We start from the raw sequence: 16,057 nt of genomic DNA on the forward strand, positions 1-16,057 counted from the left end.
AAATCAGCGGCGTCGACGGACCCGGCCGGTCCGGGCCGCCTTCGCCCGCTTCGCCGCGAACCGCACACCGCCGGGGCTCTCGCCGACCTCGACCCGCACGACGGTGGACAGGGGGTCCACCACTCCCTCGCCCACGTGCAGGATGGACGTTTCCACCGCTCCGAGCTTGCTGAGTGCCGTGGCCGCGGCCTTCAGCTCCTCCTCCGCGGTGTCTCCCTTGAGCGCGAGCATCTCGCCGTAGGGACGCAGCAGCGGGATACCCCACGTGGCCAGACGGTCCAGCGGGGCCACGGCCCGGGCGGTCACCACATGGACCGGCGGCAGCTTCCCCAGAACCTCCTCGGCGCGGCCCCGCACGACCGTGACGTGATCCAGACCGAGCAGCTCGACGACCTCGGTGAGGAAGTTGGTGCGCCGCAGCAGCGGCTCCAACAGCGTGATGTTCAAGTCCTCCCGCACCAGAGCGAGCGGAATGCCGGGCAGTCCGGCGCCGGAGCCGACGTCGCAGACCGTCACTCCCTCGGGGACCGCCTCGGAGAGCACCGCACAGTTCAGCAGATGCCGCTCCCACAGGCGGGGCACTTCCCGCGGGCCGATCAGGCCACGCTGCACGCCCGCCTCGGCGAGCAGCTCCGCGTAGCGGACCGCATCGGCGAAGCGATCACCAAAAACTTCCCGCGCCTGTTCGGGCGCGGGGGGAAGCTCCGCTGCCTCCGTCACGGGGACCGTCCTTCCGTACAGCGCCGGCGCATCGCGCACCGGCCACCAGAACTACCAGGCTGACAAAGTTCGGCCCCGTCTGCTCAACAGACGGGGCCGGTGGAACGTGGGTGCCGATCAGGCGGGCAGTACGACGACGAACCGCTGCGGCTCCTCGCCCTCCGACTCGCTGCGCAGCCCCGCGGACTTGACCGCGTCGTGCACGACCTTGCGCTCGAACGGGGTCATCGGCTTGAGCTTGACGGGCTCACCGGTGCTCTTCACCTCGGCGGCGGCCTTGGCTCCGATCTCGGACAGCTCGGCCCGCTTCTTGGCCCGGTAACCCGCGACGTCGAGCATCAGCCGGCTGCGTTCGCCGGTCTCCCGGTGCACGGCCAGGCGCGTCAGCTCCTGCAGTGCCTCCAGCACCTCGCCGTCCCGGCCGACCAGCTTCTGCAGGTCGCGGCTGCCGGTGTCACTGATGATCGACACGGAGGCGCGGTCGGCCTCGACATCCATGTCGATGTCGCCGTCGAGGTCGGCGATGTCCAGCAGACCCTCCAGGTAGTCCGCCGCGATCTCACCCTCCTGCTCCAGGCGGGTGAGGGTGTCTGCACCCTCGGCAGCGGCGGAGGTGGTGCCTTCCGTCACGGGATGGGCTCCTTCTTACTTCTTGGACGGGGACTTGGGCCGCTGCGGGCCACCCTTGCGCTGGCCGGACTGGGCCTTGCTGCGGGTGCCGGAGCCGGGCTTCGGGGGCTGCTGGGCAGCGGCGGGCTTGGCGTCCTGCGGCTCGTCGGACTTCTCCAGCGAGGTGGTCCCGCCGGCCTGCTTGGTCCCACCGGTCTGACGCTGGGACTTGGACTGACGCTTGGGCTGCTGGCGCCGCGCCGCGGTACCGGCCGCCGCCGAGGTGGTCTCCGCACCGTCCGCGGTCTGCGCCTCGGCCTGGGTGACGCTCTTCACCACGGTGCCGTCGGCCTGGGCGGCGAGACCGGCCTTGTTCAGGGCGTTGATGAACTTGCGCTCGAACTCGTTGCGGTCGCGGCCCTTGGCGACGATCGCCTTGACGATGGTCTTCTCGCTGCGGCGGCGGACCTTGCCGACGTGCGTGACGTGCTTGGTCAGGCGCTCCAGGTAGGCGGCCTGGGCCTTGGAACCCGGGGTCGGGTTGTTGCGGATGACGTACATCTGCTGGCCCATGGTCCACACGTTGGTGGTCAGCCAGTAGACGAGGACACCGACCGGGAAGTTGATACCGAAGACGGCGAACATGACCGGGAAGACGTACATCAGCATCTTCTGCTGCTGCATGAACGGCGTCTTGACCGTCGTGTCGACGTTCTTCGTCATCAGCTGGCGCTGCGTGTAGAACTGCGACGCCGACATCAGGACGATCATGATCGCGGTGACGACCCGGACGTCGGTCAGCGTGGCGCCGAGCGCGGCGACCTTGTCCGCGCTGTCCGTGAACTTCGCAGCGAGCGGGGCGCCGAAGATGTGCGCCTGACGGGCGCTGGCGAGCAGCGGCTCGTTGATGACGCCGATGGTCTTGCCCGTCGCGATGCCGTTGAGCACGTGATACAGGGCGAAGAAGAACGGGGACTGCGCCAGGATGGGAAGGCACGAGGAGAGCGGGTTGGTACCCGTCTCCTTGTACAGCTTCATCATCTCTTCGGACTGACGCTGCCGGTCGTTCTTGTAGCGCTCCTGGATCTTCTTCATCTCCGGCTGGAGCGTCTGCATCGCGCGCGTCGACTTGATCTGCTTCACGAAGAGCGGGATCAGGCAGATGCGGATCAGGATCACCAGGGACACGATGGACAGGCCCCAGGCCCATCCGGTGTTAGGGCCGAAGATCGCCCCGTACACCTTGTGGAACTGGACGATGACCCAGGAGACGGGCCAGGTGATGAAACTGAAGAGGCTGGCAATCGTGTCCACTAATCATGCTCCTTGGGCATGGGACGAAGTCTCTGCGGCCGGGCTCGGAGGAAGCTCGGAAGAGAGCTTCTCTTCGGTGGCCGGTTCGGCGGCGGAGGTCCCGCCCCTGCGTGCACGCCAAGCGTCGCGCAGCATTTCGTGCCACCGCGGGCGCTTGCGCGGCGGAACATGGTCCACACCGCCCAGCGACCACGGATTGCACCGGAGGATGCGCCAGGCGGTGAGCGCCGTTCCCTTGATCGCACCGTGCCGGTCGATGGCCGTGTAGCCGTAGTGGGAGCACGACGGGTAGTACTTGCACACCGGCCCCAGCAGTGGACTGATCGTCCACTGGTACAGCTTGATCAGAGCCAGCAGCGGGTACTTCATCGCGCGCCCCCTCCCAGCAGCCGCTGAAGGGCGGCATCCAGGTCTCGGGCCAGCTGTGCGTGGTCTGCGTCGCCCGATCCGGGCAGCGCTCGTACGACTACCAGGCTACCGGGGGGAAACAGGGCGACTCGGTCACGCATCAGATGACGCAGTCTGCGCTTCACTGTGTTGCGCACGACCGCACCACCCACCGCCTTGCTGACGACGAAACCCGCACGCGTCGGGGGAGCGCTCTCCCCAGGCGCGTGCGGGTCCGTGGCACCGCTACGAAGGTGGACGACGAGAGTCGGGCGTCCTGCCCGGCGTCCTCGTCGGACCGCGGTCGCGAAGTCCTCGCGCCGCCTCAGCCGATGCTCGGTAGGCAGCACGACGTCATGACCTGATCAGGATCAGGCGGACAGGCTGGCGCGACCCTTGGCGCGACGGTTCGCGAGAATCGCGCGGCCGGCACGGGTGCGCATCCGCAGGCGGAAGCCGTGGGTCTTCGCGCGACGACGGTTGTTCGGCTGGAAGGTGCGCTTGCTCACTCGGGGGCTCCAGAAAGAATCGGTAGTGGCGGGGTGCCGTCTTGGCTGTCACCGTGCGCCCACGAGTAGCTCGCGTCACGCCCGAGTGCACCGCTTCCCGATCACCTGACGTGACCTGTGCCCATCGGAGGCAGGCGGCAGCAGCCATCGACAACTCGACCTGGTTACGGTACGCGGGGCTACGCCATCCGGTCAAACCGAGGGTCACGGAGAGACACTATCCACAGGCTGGGGACAACAACTTGAACCGCACCCGCCGCGCTGACTACCGTGGCTGAACTCCGATTCGTTCTTTTGTCCCCCGCCCTGGCGGGTTTGACCCACCGACCACCCGATGTACCCCCCGACCCGTCCCGTGATCACACGTTCGTGGGACCTGTGAGAGAGCGTGCCCTGTGGCTGACGTACCTGCCGATCTTGCCGCAGTGTGGCCACGAGTACTGGAGCAGCTCCTCGGAGAGGGCCGCGGACAGGGTGTCGAGGCGAAGGACGAGCACTGGATCCGGCGCTGCCAGCCGCTCGCGCTGGTGGCGGACACCGCGCTGCTCGCCGTACCGAACGAATTCGCGAAGGGCGTACTGGAGGGCCGTCTCGCACCGGTCGTCAGCGAGACGCTGAGCCGCGAGTGCGGCCGTCCCATCCGCATCGCGATCACCGTGGACGACTCCGCCGGCGAGCCGCCGGCTCCCGCGGCGCCGGTGCAGCAGACGCCGAAGCCGCGCTACGAGGAGCCCGAGCTGCCGTCCGGCCCCTCGTACGAGGAACGGCCGTACGAGGAACGACCGTACGAGGGCTACGGCCGCCACCGCGCCCCGGAGCAGCCGCCGGCAGAGCAGCAGCCCCGCGCCGATCAGCTGCCGCCCGGTCGCGCCGACCAGCACCCGGTCGTGCGCCCGGCGTATCCCTCCGAGTACCAGCGCCGCGAGCCCGGCACCTGGCCCCGTCCCGCGCAGGACGAGTACGGCTGGCAGCAGCCGCGGCTCGGCTTCCCCGAGCGCGACCCGTACGCCTCGCCCTCGTCCCAGGACGCCTACGCCTCCGGACCGGACGTCTACGGCCCGCCGTCGCCGGACTACCGCTCGCAGGGCATGGACCGGCCGTCGTACGAGCAGCAGCGCGGCGAGTACGACAGCCCGCGCGCGGACTACGACTCCGGGCGCGCAGACTATGACTCCGCACGGCCCGAGTACGAGCCGTCGCGCACCGAGTACGACCAGCGCGATCCCGTCCGCCGTGAGCTGCCCGAGCAGCCGCCGGGCGGCGGCCCGGCGCACCGCGGCGGTCCGGGCCGCCCGGACCTGCCCCCGCCCGGCGGCCCCGGAGCGCCCGGCCCGCTGGCCGCACAGCCCGCGCCGGCGAGCGGGCCCGGCGAGCCGACGGCACGGCTGAACCCCAAGTACCTCTTCGACACGTTCGTCATCGGCGCCTCCAACCGGTTCGCGCACGCGGCCGCGGTCGCCGTCGCCGAGGCACCGGCGAAGGCCTACAATCCCCTCTTCATCTACGGGGAGTCGGGACTCGGCAAAACGCACCTGCTGCACGCGATCGGGCACTACGCGCGCAGCCTCTACCCGGGCACACGCGTGCGGTACGTCAGCTCGGAGGAGTTCACCAACGAGTTCATCAACTCCATCCGCGACGGCAAGGGCGACAGCTTCCGCAAGCGCTACCGCGAGATGGACATCCTGCTCGTCGACGACATCCAGTTCCTCGCGGACAAGGAGTCGACGCAGGAGGAGTTCTTCCACACCTTCAACACGCTCCACAACGCGAACAAGCAGATCGTGCTGTCCTCCGACCGGCCGCCGAAGCAGCTGGTCACGCTGGAGGACCGGCTGCGGAACCGTTTCGAGTGGGGTCTGATCACCGACGTCCAGCCGCCCGAGCTGGAGACACGCATCGCGATTCTGCGCAAGAAGGCGGTACAGGAGCAGCTGAACGCGCCGCCGGAGGTGCTGGAGTTCATCGCCTCCCGGATCTCGCGGAACATCCGTGAGCTGGAGGGTGCGCTGATCCGGGTGACGGCGTTCGCCTCGCTCAACCGGCAGCCGGTGGACCTGGGCCTGACCGAGATCGTCCTGAAGGACCTGATCCCCGGCGGCGAGGACTCGGCTCCGGAGATCACGGCCACAGCGATCATGGCGGCCACCGCGGACTACTTCGGACTGACGGTGGAGGACCTGTGCGGTACGTCGCGCGGGCGGGCGCTGGTCACCGCGCGGCAGATCGCCATGTATCTGTGCCGTGAGCTGACGGATCTGTCGTTGCCGAAGATCGGGGCGCAGTTCGGTGGGCGGGACCATACGACCGTGATGCACGCCGACCGGAAGATCCGGGCGCTGATGGCTGAGCGGCGGTCCATCTACAACCAGGTCACCGAGCTGACCAACCGCATCAAGAACGGCTGACGTGCGCTGACGCCGGTCGTACGCCGACGCTGAGGGCGCCTTCGGGAACACCTGTCCCGGGGGCGCCCTTCGGCATGCCGGGCTGTCGACAGGGCCGCTGTCCTCGTGGGTGCCCGGTGCGGGTGCCGGGCACAGGTGGGGTCGCATCCCCGCGTCGGCGGGTTCCTCGCTCGCCACCGTGCGTTCGATTTGCTGCAGGGTTACGGCCACCCTCCACAGATTCGGTGACTTTCTTCCGTCCACATCCTGGGGACTGTGAAGTTGTCCCGAACGGCATCCACAGGCAGCTGGTTCATATGCTGTTCGCCCAGCTCAGCACCCTGTGGAATCGTGGACGAACGATCTCCACAGCCTGTGGAAAAAGAAAGGATCCACAGGCTGTGCACGGAGTTGTCCACCGCCGACCCACAGGCCGGCGCCGGTTGTCCCCAGTGATCCCCAGCTTCTCCACATGGCTGTCCACTGTTCGGCAACGCGACGCACCCCCTCACCGCGTCGAGTGAAAGCCGTCACACGAAGGTGCCGGGTTGGGGTGTGGGAAACGTGGGTAAACCTGGGGACGCAGCTGGGGAGAACTGCCCTCAGGCTGTGGGCGGCGTGTGCAGAACTTTCTGTTCTCCACAGATACCCCCGGTTGTCCACCGCCTCCACCCACAGGCCCGGTGGACAAAATTTCTGCCCTGAGCTGGGCAAACGCGGTTATCCACGGTATCCACAGGCCCTACTACTACTCCCGACTAGAGAGAGTTCGGCAATCGTTTTGAAGCGGGGCCTGTGCACAACTCGCCGTCTCGCGCCCGGCTGCCCCTCGGAGCGACTTGACCCCGACAGGCACCTACTGTCAGTGCGGTGCGTCAGACTGGTCCCCGGTGTCCCTCCCTTCGCAGTGGGCGGTGACACCGAGTCGGAGGACTCAGTAGCAACAGCAGGAGGCGGCTTACGGTGAAGATCCGGGTGGAACGCGACGTACTCGCGGAGGCAGTGGCGTGGGCGGCACGCAGCCTCCCGGCCCGTCCACCGGCGCCTGTCCTCGCCGGCCTCCTCCTCAAGGCCGAGGACGGCCAGCTGAGCCTGTCGAGCTTCGACTACGAGGTTTCCGCGCGGGTGTCCGTGGAAGCCGAGGTCGAGGAGGACGGCACCGTCCTCGTCTCCGGCCGGCTGCTCGCCGACATCTCCCGCGCTCTCCCCAACCGGCCGGTGGAGATTTCCACAGACGGTGTACGGGCGACCGTGGTCTGTGGATCCTCCCGGTTCACCCTGCACACCCTGCCGGTGGAGGAGTACCCGGCACTGCCGCAGATGCCGAACGCCACCGGCACCGTCCCCGGCGAGGTCTTCGCGGCCGCCGTCTCCCAGGTGGCCATCGCCGCCGGCCGTGACGACACGCTGCCCGTCCTCACCGGTGTGCGCATCGAGATCGAGGGCGACACGGTCACCCTGGCCTCCACCGACCGCTACCGCTTCGCCGTCCGCGAGTTCCTGTGGAAGCCGGAGAACCCGGACGCCTCCGCGGTCGCCCTGGTTCCGGCCAAGACGCTGCTGGACACCGCCAAGTCGCTCGGTGCCGGTGACAGCGTGACGCTGGCGCTGTCCGGGTCGGGCGCGGGCGAGGGGCTGATCGGTTTCGAGGGCGCGGGGCGTCGTACGACCACGCGACTGCTCGAGGGCGACCTGCCGAAGTACCGCACGCTGTTCCCGACGGAGTTCAACTCCGTCGCCGTGATCGAGACCGCGCCCTTCGTGGAAGCCGTCAAGCGTGTGGCGCTGGTGGCCGAGCGGAACACCCCGGTGCGGCTGAGCTTCGAGCAGGGGGTGCTGATCCTGGAGGCCGGGTCCAGCGACGACGCACAGGCTGTGGAAAGGGTCGACGCCCAGCTGGACGGCGATGACATCTCCATCGCCTTCAACCCGACGTTCCTGCTGGACGGTCTGAGCGCGATCGACTCGCCGGTGGCTCAGCTGTCGTTCACGACGTCCACGAAGCCGGCGCTGCTCAGTGGGAAGGCGGCGTTGGATGCCGAGTCCGACGACGCGTACAAGTACCTGATCATGCCGGTGCGGCTCAGCGGCTGATCGTCCGTCCACAGCTGTGGACAGCGCCGGGTGCCTGTTGTGGGTGCCGGGCGCTGGTGCCGGCCGGGGCGGGTCGCTTGCCGGTGCTGCCCGGGTGCCGCCTGCGCCCACGCCGCTCAGCAGCACGACTGGCCGCGGCTGCGCCGGTGAATCCACAGGTCAGGGGCCTATCGCATGAGCGCGTATGCCCACAGCTGTGCGGGAGTGGTCGGGTTTAGGCTCGGCTCGGCACGAAGGTGCCTCTCCTGCCACACAGCGACCTAAGGAACACAACTGATGGAGCTCGGTCTCGTCGGCCTCGGCAAGATGGGCGGCAACATGCGCGAGCGGATCCGCCGCGCGGGCCACACCGTCATCGGATACGACCGCAACGCGGACCTCGCGGATGTCCACAGCCTGGAAGAGCTTGTGGGCAAGCTCAGCGGTCCGCGTGTGGTCTGGGTGATGGTCCCGGCCGGCGAGCCCACCCAGTCGACCATCGACCAGCTCGCCGAGCTGCTGGAGCCCGGCGACGTGGTCGTGGACGGCGGCAACTCCCGCTGGACGGACGACGAGAGGCACGCCGAGGAGCTGGCGGCCAAGGGCATCGGCTTCGTCGACTGCGGCGTCTCCGGCGGCGTCTGGGGCCTGGAGAACGGGTACGCGCTCATGTACGGCGGCGACGCCGGGAACGTCGCCAAGGTGCAGCCGGTCTTCGACGCGCTGAAGCCGGAGGGCGACTTCGGAGCGGTGCACGCCGGCAAGGCCGGCGCGGGCCACTTCGCGAAGATGGTCCACAACGGCATCGAGTACGCGATGATGCAGGCCTACGCCGAGGGCTGGGAGCTGCTGGAGAAGGTCGACTCCGTCACGGACGTCCGCGAGGTGTTCCGCTCGTGGCAGGAGGGCACCGTCATCCGGTCCTGGCTGCTGGACCTCGCCGTCAACGCCCTCGACGAGGACGAGCACCTGGAGGGCCTGCGCGGTTATGCACAGGACTCCGGTGAGGGACGCTGGACCGTGGAGGCCGCGATCGACAACGCGGTGCCGCTGCCGGCGATCACCGCGTCGCTGTTCGCGCGGTTCGCCTCCCGTCAGGAGGACTCGCCGCAGATGAAGATGATCGCCGCGCTGCGCAACCAGTTCGGCGGGCACGCCGTAGAGAAGAAGTAATCCACAAGGACCCGTGGGGATCCACCGGGCCGCTTTGCGAGCCCCGCGATCCACAGTCCATCAGCACTCCGGGGAAGGCCGGCGGAACACCATGCACGTCACGCATCTTTCGCTGGCCGACTTCCGCTCGTACGCCCGGGCCGAGGTTCCGCTCGACCCGGGTGTCACCGCCTTCGTCGGCCCGAACGGGCAGGGCAAGACCAATCTGGTGGAAGCGGTCGGATACCTCGCCACCCTCGGCAGCCACCGGGTCGCCTCCGACGCCCCCCTCGTCCGCATGGGCGCCGAGCGCGCCGTCATCCGGGCGCAGGTCCGCCAGGGGGAGCGGCAGCAGCTGGTCGAGCTGGAGCTGAACCCCGGCAGGGCCAATCGCGCCCGCATCAACCGGTCCTCGCAGGTCAGACCGAGGGACGTGCTGGGGATCGTACGGACCGTGCTGTTCGCGCCGGAGGATCTCGCGCTGGTCAAGGGCGATCCCGGGGAACGGCGGCGGTTCCTCGACGAGCTGATCACGGCCCGGTCGCCGCGCATGGCCGGTGTGCGGTCCGACTACGAGCGCGTCCTGAAGCAGCGCAACACGCTGCTCAAGACGGCCGCTCTCGCGCGCCGGCACGGCGGGCGGTCCATGGATCTGTCCACGCTCGACGTGTGGGACCAGCACCTCGCGCGCGCGGGCGCCGAACTGCTCGCGCAGCGGCTGGACCTGATCGCCGCGCTGCAGCCGATGGCCGACAAGGCGTATGAGCAGCTGGCCCCCGGCGGTGGGCCGCTGGCGCTGGAGTACAAGCCGTCCGCGCCCGGCGAGGCCCACGCGCGCGAGGATCTCTACGCCCAGCTGATGGCGGCTCTGGCGGAGGCGCGCAAGCAGGAGATCGAGCGCGGGGTCACCCTCGTGGGGCCCCATCGGGACGATCTGGTCCTCAAACTCGGTCAGCTGCCGGCCAAGGGGTACGCCTCGCACGGCGAGTCCTGGTCCTACGCGCTCGCTCTGCGGCTGGCCTCGTACGACCTGCTGCGGGCCGAGGGCAACGAGCCGGTGCTGGTCCTGGACGACGTCTTCGCCGAGCTGGACACGCGCCGCCGCGAGCGGCTGGCCGAGCTGGTCGCGCCCGGTGAGCAGGTGCTCGTCACCGCGGCCGTGGACGACGACGTACCGCATGTGCTGGCCGGGGCGCGGTACGCCGTGGCCGGCGGGACGGTGGAGCGCGTATGAGCACCGACGGACCCGCCCCCGAGAAGGCCTCCGAGAAGGCTCCGGAACCCTCCGGTGTCGACCTCGCGCGCGTGGCGTTGCGCGCGGCGAAGGAACAGGCACGCGCGCGTGGTGACGCGGCACGGCAGAAGAAGCAGGCGCGGCGGGGCGGTGGCCTGCGCTCCGGCGCGCGCGCCGACGGGCGCGATCCCATGGCGCTGGGTGCCGCGATCAACCGGCTGCTGACCGAGCGCGGCTGGGAGACCCCCGCGGCGGTGGGCGGTGTGATGGGCCGCTGGCCGCAGATCGTCGGCGAGGACCTGGCCAAGCACTGTGTGCCGCAGCGCTACGACGAGGACGAGCGGGTGCTGGTCGTGAGTTGCGACTCGACGGCCTGGGCGACCCAGCTGCGCCACCTCGCGCCCGCGCTGGTGGCCCGCCTCAACGAGGACCTGGGGCACGGCACCGTGCGGATGATCAAGGTGCTCAACCCGGGCGGACCGGCCCGCCGCTACGGCCCGCTGCGGGCCCCGGGGAGCTCCGGACCCGGCGATACGTACGGGTGACGTACATCACGTCCAGGAGGGGGACCGTGCCGTCGGCGTGGCGCCGTATCACAGGTGGGGAGAGCCACCGCGGCACGGGCGGATCGCCATCTGACCCCCCAGTAGCCAAGGGTTGACGGCCCGAAGCGCTGAGTGCCGCTGTGAGCCCCTCGGAGCCCCCATCCGCATATCGGGACCCGGTCGAGGTCGGTTCAGGGCGGCACATGGGGACTCAGGTACCGGCAAACCCCCATCGATGTCAGAGCTACCGGTAGACTGGAAGACAATCCCGCCCCATCGTGGGGACCGCCCGGGAAAAGCTGAGCAACGCTGATCAAGGCTTACCAACGCAACATGCCGCAGCCGCTCCGGCAACCTGCCGACGAGCCCGGCTCGTGCTGTGCCAGAAAGGGCGCTTCGTGGCCGATTCCGGCAACCCCAACGAGAACATCCCGTCCACCGACGCAGGCGCGAACGGCGAGCCCGCCGAGGCCGCCGTGAACGCCGAGGCCACCGCCTCGGCTTCGTACGACGCCAGCGCCATCACCGTGCTCGAAGGGCTGGACGCGGTCCGCAAGCGGCCCGGCATGTACATCGGTTCCACGGGCGAGCGCGGTCTGCACCACCTGGTGTACGAGGTCGTCGACAACTCGGTCGACGAGGCGCTGGCCGGGTACGCGGACACGATCGACGTCACGATCCTCGCCGACGGCGGCGTCCGGGTCGTCGACAACGGCCGTGGCATCCCGGTGGGCATCGTGCCCTCCGAGGGCAAGCCGGCCGTCGAGGTCGTGCTGACCGTGCTGCACGCGGGCGGCAAGTTCGGCGGCGGCGGTTACGCCGTCTCCGGCGGTCTGCACGGTGTGGGCGTGTCCGTCGTGAACGCGCTGTCCACGAAGGTCGCCGTCGAGATCAGGACCGACGGCCACCGCTGGACGCAGGACTACAAGCTCGGCGTTCCGACGGCCCCGCTGGTCCAGCACGAGGCGACGGACGAGACCGGCACCTCGGTCACCTTCTGGGCCGACCCCGACATCTTCGAGACCACCGAGTACTCCTTCGAGACGCTGTCGCGGCGCTTCCAGGAGATGGCCTTCCTCAACAAGGGCCTGACGCTCCGGCTCACCGACGAGCGCGAGTCGGCGAAGGCGGTCGCCGGCGCGGACGAGGCGGGCGCGGACGAAAAGGCCGAGGTCAAGACCGTCACGTACCACTACGAGGGCGGCATCGTCGACTTCGTGAAGTACCTCAACTCCCGCAAGGGGGAGGCCGTCCACCCGACGGTGATCGACCTGGAGGCCGAGGACAAGGACAAGAGCCTGTCCCTCGAGGTCGCGATGCAGTGGAACAGCGGCTACAGCGAGGGCGTGTACTCCTTCGCGAACATCATCCACACGCACGAGGGCGGTACGCACGAAGAGGGCTTCCGTGCCGCGCTGACGTCGCTGATCAACAAGTACGCGCGCGACAAGAAACTGCTGCGTGAGAAGGACGACAACCTCACCGGTGACGACATCCGTGAGGGTCTGACCGCGATCATCTCGGTGAAGCTGAGCGAGCCGCAGTTCGAGGGCCAGACGAAGACCAAGCTGGGCAACACGGAGGCCAAGACCTTCGTGCAGAAGGCGGTCTACGAGCACCTCAACGACTGGCTGGACCGCAACCCGGTCGAGGCCGCGGACATCATCCGCAAGGGCATCCAGGCGGCCACCGCGCGCGTGGCGGCCCGCAAGGCGCGCGACCTGACGCGCCGCAAGGGGCTGCTGGAGTCGGCGTCCCTGCCGGGCAAGCTCTCCGACTGCCAGTCGAACGACCCCACCAAGTGCGAGATCTTCATCGTCGAGGGTGACTCCGCCGGCGGCTCGGCCAAGTCCGGCCGCAACCCGCAGTACCAGGCGATCCTCCCGATCCGCGGCAAGATCCTGAACGTGGAGAAGGCCAGGATCGACAAGATCCTGCAGAACCAGGAGATCCAGGCGCTGATCTCGGCCTTCGGCACGGGTGTGCACGAGGACTTCGACATCGAGAAGCTCCGCTACCACAAGATCATTCTGATGGCGGACGCCGACGTCGACGGCCAGCACATCAGCACCCTGCTGCTGACCTTCCTGTTCCGCTTCATGCGGCCGCTGGTCGAGGCCGGGCACGTGTACCTGTCCCGTCCCCCGCTGTACAAGCTCAAGTGGGGCCGGGACGACATCGAGTACGCGTACTCGGACCGTGAGCGCGACGCGCTGATCGAGATGGGCCGGCAGCGTGGCAAGCGCGTCCGCGAGGACTCGATCCAGCGCTTCAAGGGCCTTGGCGAGATGAACGCCGAGGAGCTGCGCGTGACCACGATGGACCAGGAGCACCGGGTCCTCGGCCAGGTCACCCTGGACGACGCCGCACAGGCCGACGACCTGTTCTCGGTCCTCATGGGCGAGGACGTCGAAGCCCGCCGCGCGTTCATCCAGCGCAACGCCAAGGACGTCCGCTTCCTCGACATCTGAGTCGGTCTCAGCTGACCGCACCAGGAAGGATCTTCACCAGCAATGGCCGACGAGAACACTCCAGAGACTCCTGAGACCGAGGGCGGCGAACTCGCGATGCGTGTCGAGCCCGTGGGGCTCGAGACGGAGATGCAGCGCTCGTACCTGGACTACGCGATGTCCGTCATCGTGTCCCGTGCGCTGCCCGACGTCCGGGACGGCCTCAAGCCCGTCCACCGGCGCGTGCTGTACGCGATGTACGACGGCGGCTACCGCCCCGAGCGCGGCTTCTACAAGTGCGCCCGCGTCGTCGGCGACGTCATGGGCAACTACCACCCGCACGGCGACTCCTCGATCTACGACGCGCTGGTGCGCCTCGCGCAGCCGTGGTCGATGCGGATGCCGCTGGTGGACTCCAACGGCAACTTCGGCTCGCCGGGCAACGACCCGGCGGCGGCGATGCGCTACACCGAGTGCAAGATGGCGCCGCTGTCGATGGAGATGGTCCGGGACATCGACGAGGAGACCGTCGACTTCACGGACAACTACGACGGCCGCTCCCAGGAGCCGACCGTTCTGCCGGCCCGCTTCCCGAACCTGCTGATCAACGGCTCGGCCGGTATCGCGGTCGGCATGGCGACCAACATCCCGCCGCACAACCTGCGCGAGGTCGCGTCCGGTGCCCAGTGGTACCTGGAGAACCCCGAGGTCTCGCACGAGGAGCTGCTGGACGCGCTCATGGAGCGCATCAAGGGCCCCGACTTCCCGACCGGCGCGCTCGTCGTCGGCCGCAAGGGCATCGAGGAGGCGTACCGCACCGGTCGTGGCTCCATCACGATGCGCGCGGTGGTCGAGGTCGAGGAGATCCAGGGCCGTCAGTGCCTGGTGGTCACCGAGCTGCCGTACCAGGTGAACCCGGACAACCTGGCGCAGAAGATCGCCGACCTGGTCAAGGACGGCAAGATCGGCGGCATCGCGGACGTCCGCGACGAGACGTCGTCCCGCACCGGCCAGCGCCTGGTGATCGTGCTGAAGCGGGACGCGGTCGCCAAGGTCGTGCTGAACAACCTGTACAAGCACACCGACCTGCAGACGAACTTCGGCGCCAACATGCTGGCGCTGGTCGACGGCGTGCCGCGGACGCTGTCCCTGGACGCGTTCATCCGCCACTGGGTGACGCACCAGATCGAGGTCATCGTCCGCCGTACGCGCTTCAGGCTGCGCAAGGCCGAGGAGCGGGCGCACATCCTGCGCGGTCTGCTGAAGGCCCTGGACGCGATCGACGAGGTCATCGCGCTGATCCGGCGCAGCGACACCGTCGAGATCGCGCGCAGCGGCCTGATGGGCCTGCTGGAGATCGACGAGATCCAGGCCAACGCGATCCTGGAGATGCAGCTGCGGCGTCTGGCGGCCCTGGAGCGGCAGAAGATCGTCCAGGAGCACGACGAACTCCAGGCGAAGATCAGCGAGTACAACGAGATCCTCGCCTCGCCGGTCCGCCAGCGCGGGATCGTCAGCGAGGAACTGGCCGCGATCGTCGAGAAGTACGGCGACGACCGTCAGACCAAGCTGATCCCGTACGAGGGCGACATGTCCATCGAGGACCTGATCGCCGAGGAGGACATCGTCGTCACCGTCACGCGTGGCGGCTACGTCAAGCGGACCAAGACGGACGACTACCGGGCGCAGAAGCGCGGCGGCAAGGGCGTGCGCGGCACGAAGCTGAAGGAAGACGACATCGTCGACCACTTCTTCGTCTCCACGACCCACCACTGGCTGCTGTTCTTCACCAACAAGGGCCGGGTGTACCGGGCGAAGGCGTACGAGCTGCCCGAGGCAGGCCGGGACGCGCGCGGGCAGCACGTGGCGAACCTGCTCGCCTTCCAGCCGGACGAGGCGATCGCCGAGATCCTGGCGATCCGCGACTACGAGGCGACGCCGTACCTGGTGCTGGCCACCAAGTCCGGTCTGGTCAAGAAGACGCCTCTGAAGGATTACGATTCGCCCCGCTCCGGCGGTGTGATCGCGATCAACCTGCGCGAGCGCGAGGACGGAACGGACGACGAACTGATCGGTGCGGAACTCGTCTCGGCCGACGACGATCTGCTTCTGATCAGCAAGAAGGCACAGTCGATCAGGTTCACCGCCTCGGACGACACCCTGCGCCCGATGGGCCGCGCCACGTCCGGCGTCAAGGGGATGAGTTTCCGCGCAGGCGATGAACTTCTGTCGATGAATGTTGTTCGACCCGGTACGTTCGTGTTCACTGCCACCGACGGTGGGTACGCGAAGCGGACCGCCGTCGACGAGTACCGTGTCCAGGGCCGCGGCGGCCTCGGCATCAAGGCCGCCAAGATCGTGGAGGACCGCGGTTCGCTCGTCGGCGCGCTGATCGTCGAGGAGAGTGACGAGATCCTCGCGATCACCCTCTCCGGCGGTGTGATTCGCACGCGAGTCAGCGGGGTCAGGGAGACGGGCCGTGACACCATGGGCGTCCAACTGATCAACCTGGGCAAGCGCGATGCCGTGGTCGGTATCGCACGTAACGCCGAGGCGGGGCGCGAGGCGGAGGAAGTCGACGGCGACGTGGCCGTGGACGAGACCGCCGAAGGCGCCGCGACCACCGGCACGGACGAGGGCGAGGCACCCTCGGCTGAGTAGCACGAGGAGTGAGTCA

At 68.7% G+C, this 16,057-nt stretch carries 13 protein-coding genes; 7 read left to right on the top strand and 6 right to left on the bottom strand.

The window, feature by feature from the left end:
- Positions 1-3: 3 nt before the first annotated feature.
- The 6 genes from rsmG to rpmH all read right to left on the bottom strand — a co-directional run bounded on the left by rsmG (position 4) and on the right by rpmH (position 3,539).
- Positions 4-720: a 16S rRNA (guanine(527)-N(7))-methyltransferase RsmG gene (gene rsmG, locus ACZ7GZ_RS09330; RefSeq protein WP_471022360.1), complete on the bottom strand. Its 717-nt coding sequence runs from the start codon at positions 718-720 to the stop codon at positions 4-6.
- A gap of 117 nt (positions 721-837) precedes the next feature.
- The gene (locus ACZ7GZ_RS09335) at positions 838-1,350 is read right to left on the bottom strand and encodes a Jag family protein (protein WP_471022361.1); all 513 of its coding nucleotides are present in this window, start codon (positions 1,348-1,350) and stop codon (positions 838-840) included.
- A 15-nt stretch (positions 1,351-1,365) separates the two neighbouring features.
- Positions 1,366-2,643, bottom strand: a complete 1,278-nt coding sequence (gene yidC, locus ACZ7GZ_RS09340) for a membrane protein insertase YidC (RefSeq protein ID WP_471022364.1) — start codon at positions 2,641-2,643, stop codon at positions 1,366-1,368.
- Positions 2,644-2,646: 3 nt separating this feature from the next.
- Complete coding sequence (yidD, locus tag ACZ7GZ_RS09345; protein WP_471022365.1) at positions 2,647-3,012, bottom strand: membrane protein insertion efficiency factor YidD; 366 nt, start codon at positions 3,010-3,012, stop codon at positions 2,647-2,649.
- Positions 3,009-3,380 carry a ribonuclease P protein component gene (gene rnpA / locus ACZ7GZ_RS09350; RefSeq protein WP_471022366.1) on the bottom strand — a complete coding sequence of 124 codons (372 nt, stop codon included), beginning with the start codon at positions 3,378-3,380 and terminating at the stop codon, positions 3,009-3,011. Before rnpA ends, yidD begins: the two co-directional genes overlap by 4 nt.
- A 21-nt stretch (positions 3,381-3,401) precedes the next feature.
- A complete protein-coding gene (gene rpmH / locus ACZ7GZ_RS09355; RefSeq protein ID WP_015659252.1) occupies positions 3,402-3,539 on the bottom strand; it encodes a 50S ribosomal protein L34 in 138 nt (45 codons plus the stop codon).
- A 395-nt stretch (positions 3,540-3,934) separates the two neighbouring features.
- Between rpmH and dnaA the strand changes: the two genes are divergently transcribed.
- The 7 genes from dnaA (at position 3,935) to gyrA (ending at position 16,041) form a co-directional block, all read left to right on the top strand.
- A complete protein-coding gene (gene dnaA, locus ACZ7GZ_RS09360; protein WP_471022368.1) occupies positions 3,935-5,947 on the top strand; it encodes a chromosomal replication initiator protein DnaA in 2,013 nt (670 codons plus the stop codon).
- 942 nt (positions 5,948-6,889) lie between these two features.
- Complete coding sequence (dnaN, locus tag ACZ7GZ_RS09365) at positions 6,890-8,020, top strand: DNA polymerase III subunit beta (RefSeq protein ID WP_471022370.1); 1,131 nt, start codon at positions 6,890-6,892, stop codon at positions 8,018-8,020.
- A 276-nt stretch (positions 8,021-8,296) separates the two neighbouring features.
- Positions 8,297-9,172 carry a phosphogluconate dehydrogenase (NAD(+)-dependent, decarboxylating) gene (gene gnd, locus ACZ7GZ_RS09370; RefSeq protein ID WP_471022371.1) on the top strand — a complete coding sequence of 292 codons (876 nt, stop codon included), beginning with the start codon at positions 8,297-8,299 and terminating at the stop codon, positions 9,170-9,172.
- 91 nt (positions 9,173-9,263) lie between these two features.
- Positions 9,264-10,385, top strand: a complete 1,122-nt coding sequence (gene recF, locus ACZ7GZ_RS09375; RefSeq protein WP_471022373.1) for a DNA replication/repair protein RecF — start codon at positions 9,264-9,266, stop codon at positions 10,383-10,385.
- On the top strand, positions 10,382-10,930 hold the full coding sequence (locus ACZ7GZ_RS09380) for a DciA family protein (RefSeq protein WP_471022374.1): 549 nt from the start codon (positions 10,382-10,384) through the stop codon (positions 10,928-10,930). The genes recF and ACZ7GZ_RS09380 overlap by 4 nt, the downstream gene beginning before the upstream one ends.
- 374 nt (positions 10,931-11,304) lie before the next feature.
- Positions 11,305-13,401: a DNA topoisomerase (ATP-hydrolyzing) subunit B gene (gene gyrB, locus ACZ7GZ_RS09385; protein WP_471022376.1), complete on the top strand. Its 2,097-nt coding sequence runs from the start codon at positions 11,305-11,307 to the stop codon at positions 13,399-13,401.
- A gap of 42 nt (positions 13,402-13,443) precedes the next feature.
- Positions 13,444-16,041, top strand: a complete 2,598-nt coding sequence (gene gyrA, locus ACZ7GZ_RS09390; protein WP_471022377.1) for a DNA gyrase subunit A — start codon at positions 13,444-13,446, stop codon at positions 16,039-16,041.
- Positions 16,042-16,057 lie beyond the last annotated feature (16 nt).

The organism is Streptomyces sp. NPDC037288, from assembly GCF_055603265.1.

What these genes read in the sequence shown, in the direction of transcription:
- yidD (WP_471022365.1), bottom strand. Translation starts at nt 3,012, where the DNA reads ATGAAGTACCCGCTGCTGGCTCTGATCAAGCTGTACCAGTGGACGATC.
- gnd (WP_471022371.1), top strand. Translation starts at nt 8,297, where the DNA reads ATGGAGCTCGGTCTCGTCGGCCTCGGCAAGATGGGCGGCAACATGCGC.
- recF (WP_471022373.1), top strand. Translation starts at nt 9,264, where the DNA reads ATGCACGTCACGCATCTTTCGCTGGCCGACTTCCGCTCGTACGCCCGG.
- ACZ7GZ_RS09380 (WP_471022374.1), top strand. Translation starts at nt 10,382, where the DNA reads ATGAGCACCGACGGACCCGCCCCCGAGAAGGCCTCCGAGAAGGCTCCG.
- gyrA (WP_471022377.1), top strand. Translation starts at nt 13,444, where the DNA reads ATGGCCGACGAGAACACTCCAGAGACTCCTGAGACCGAGGGCGGCGAA.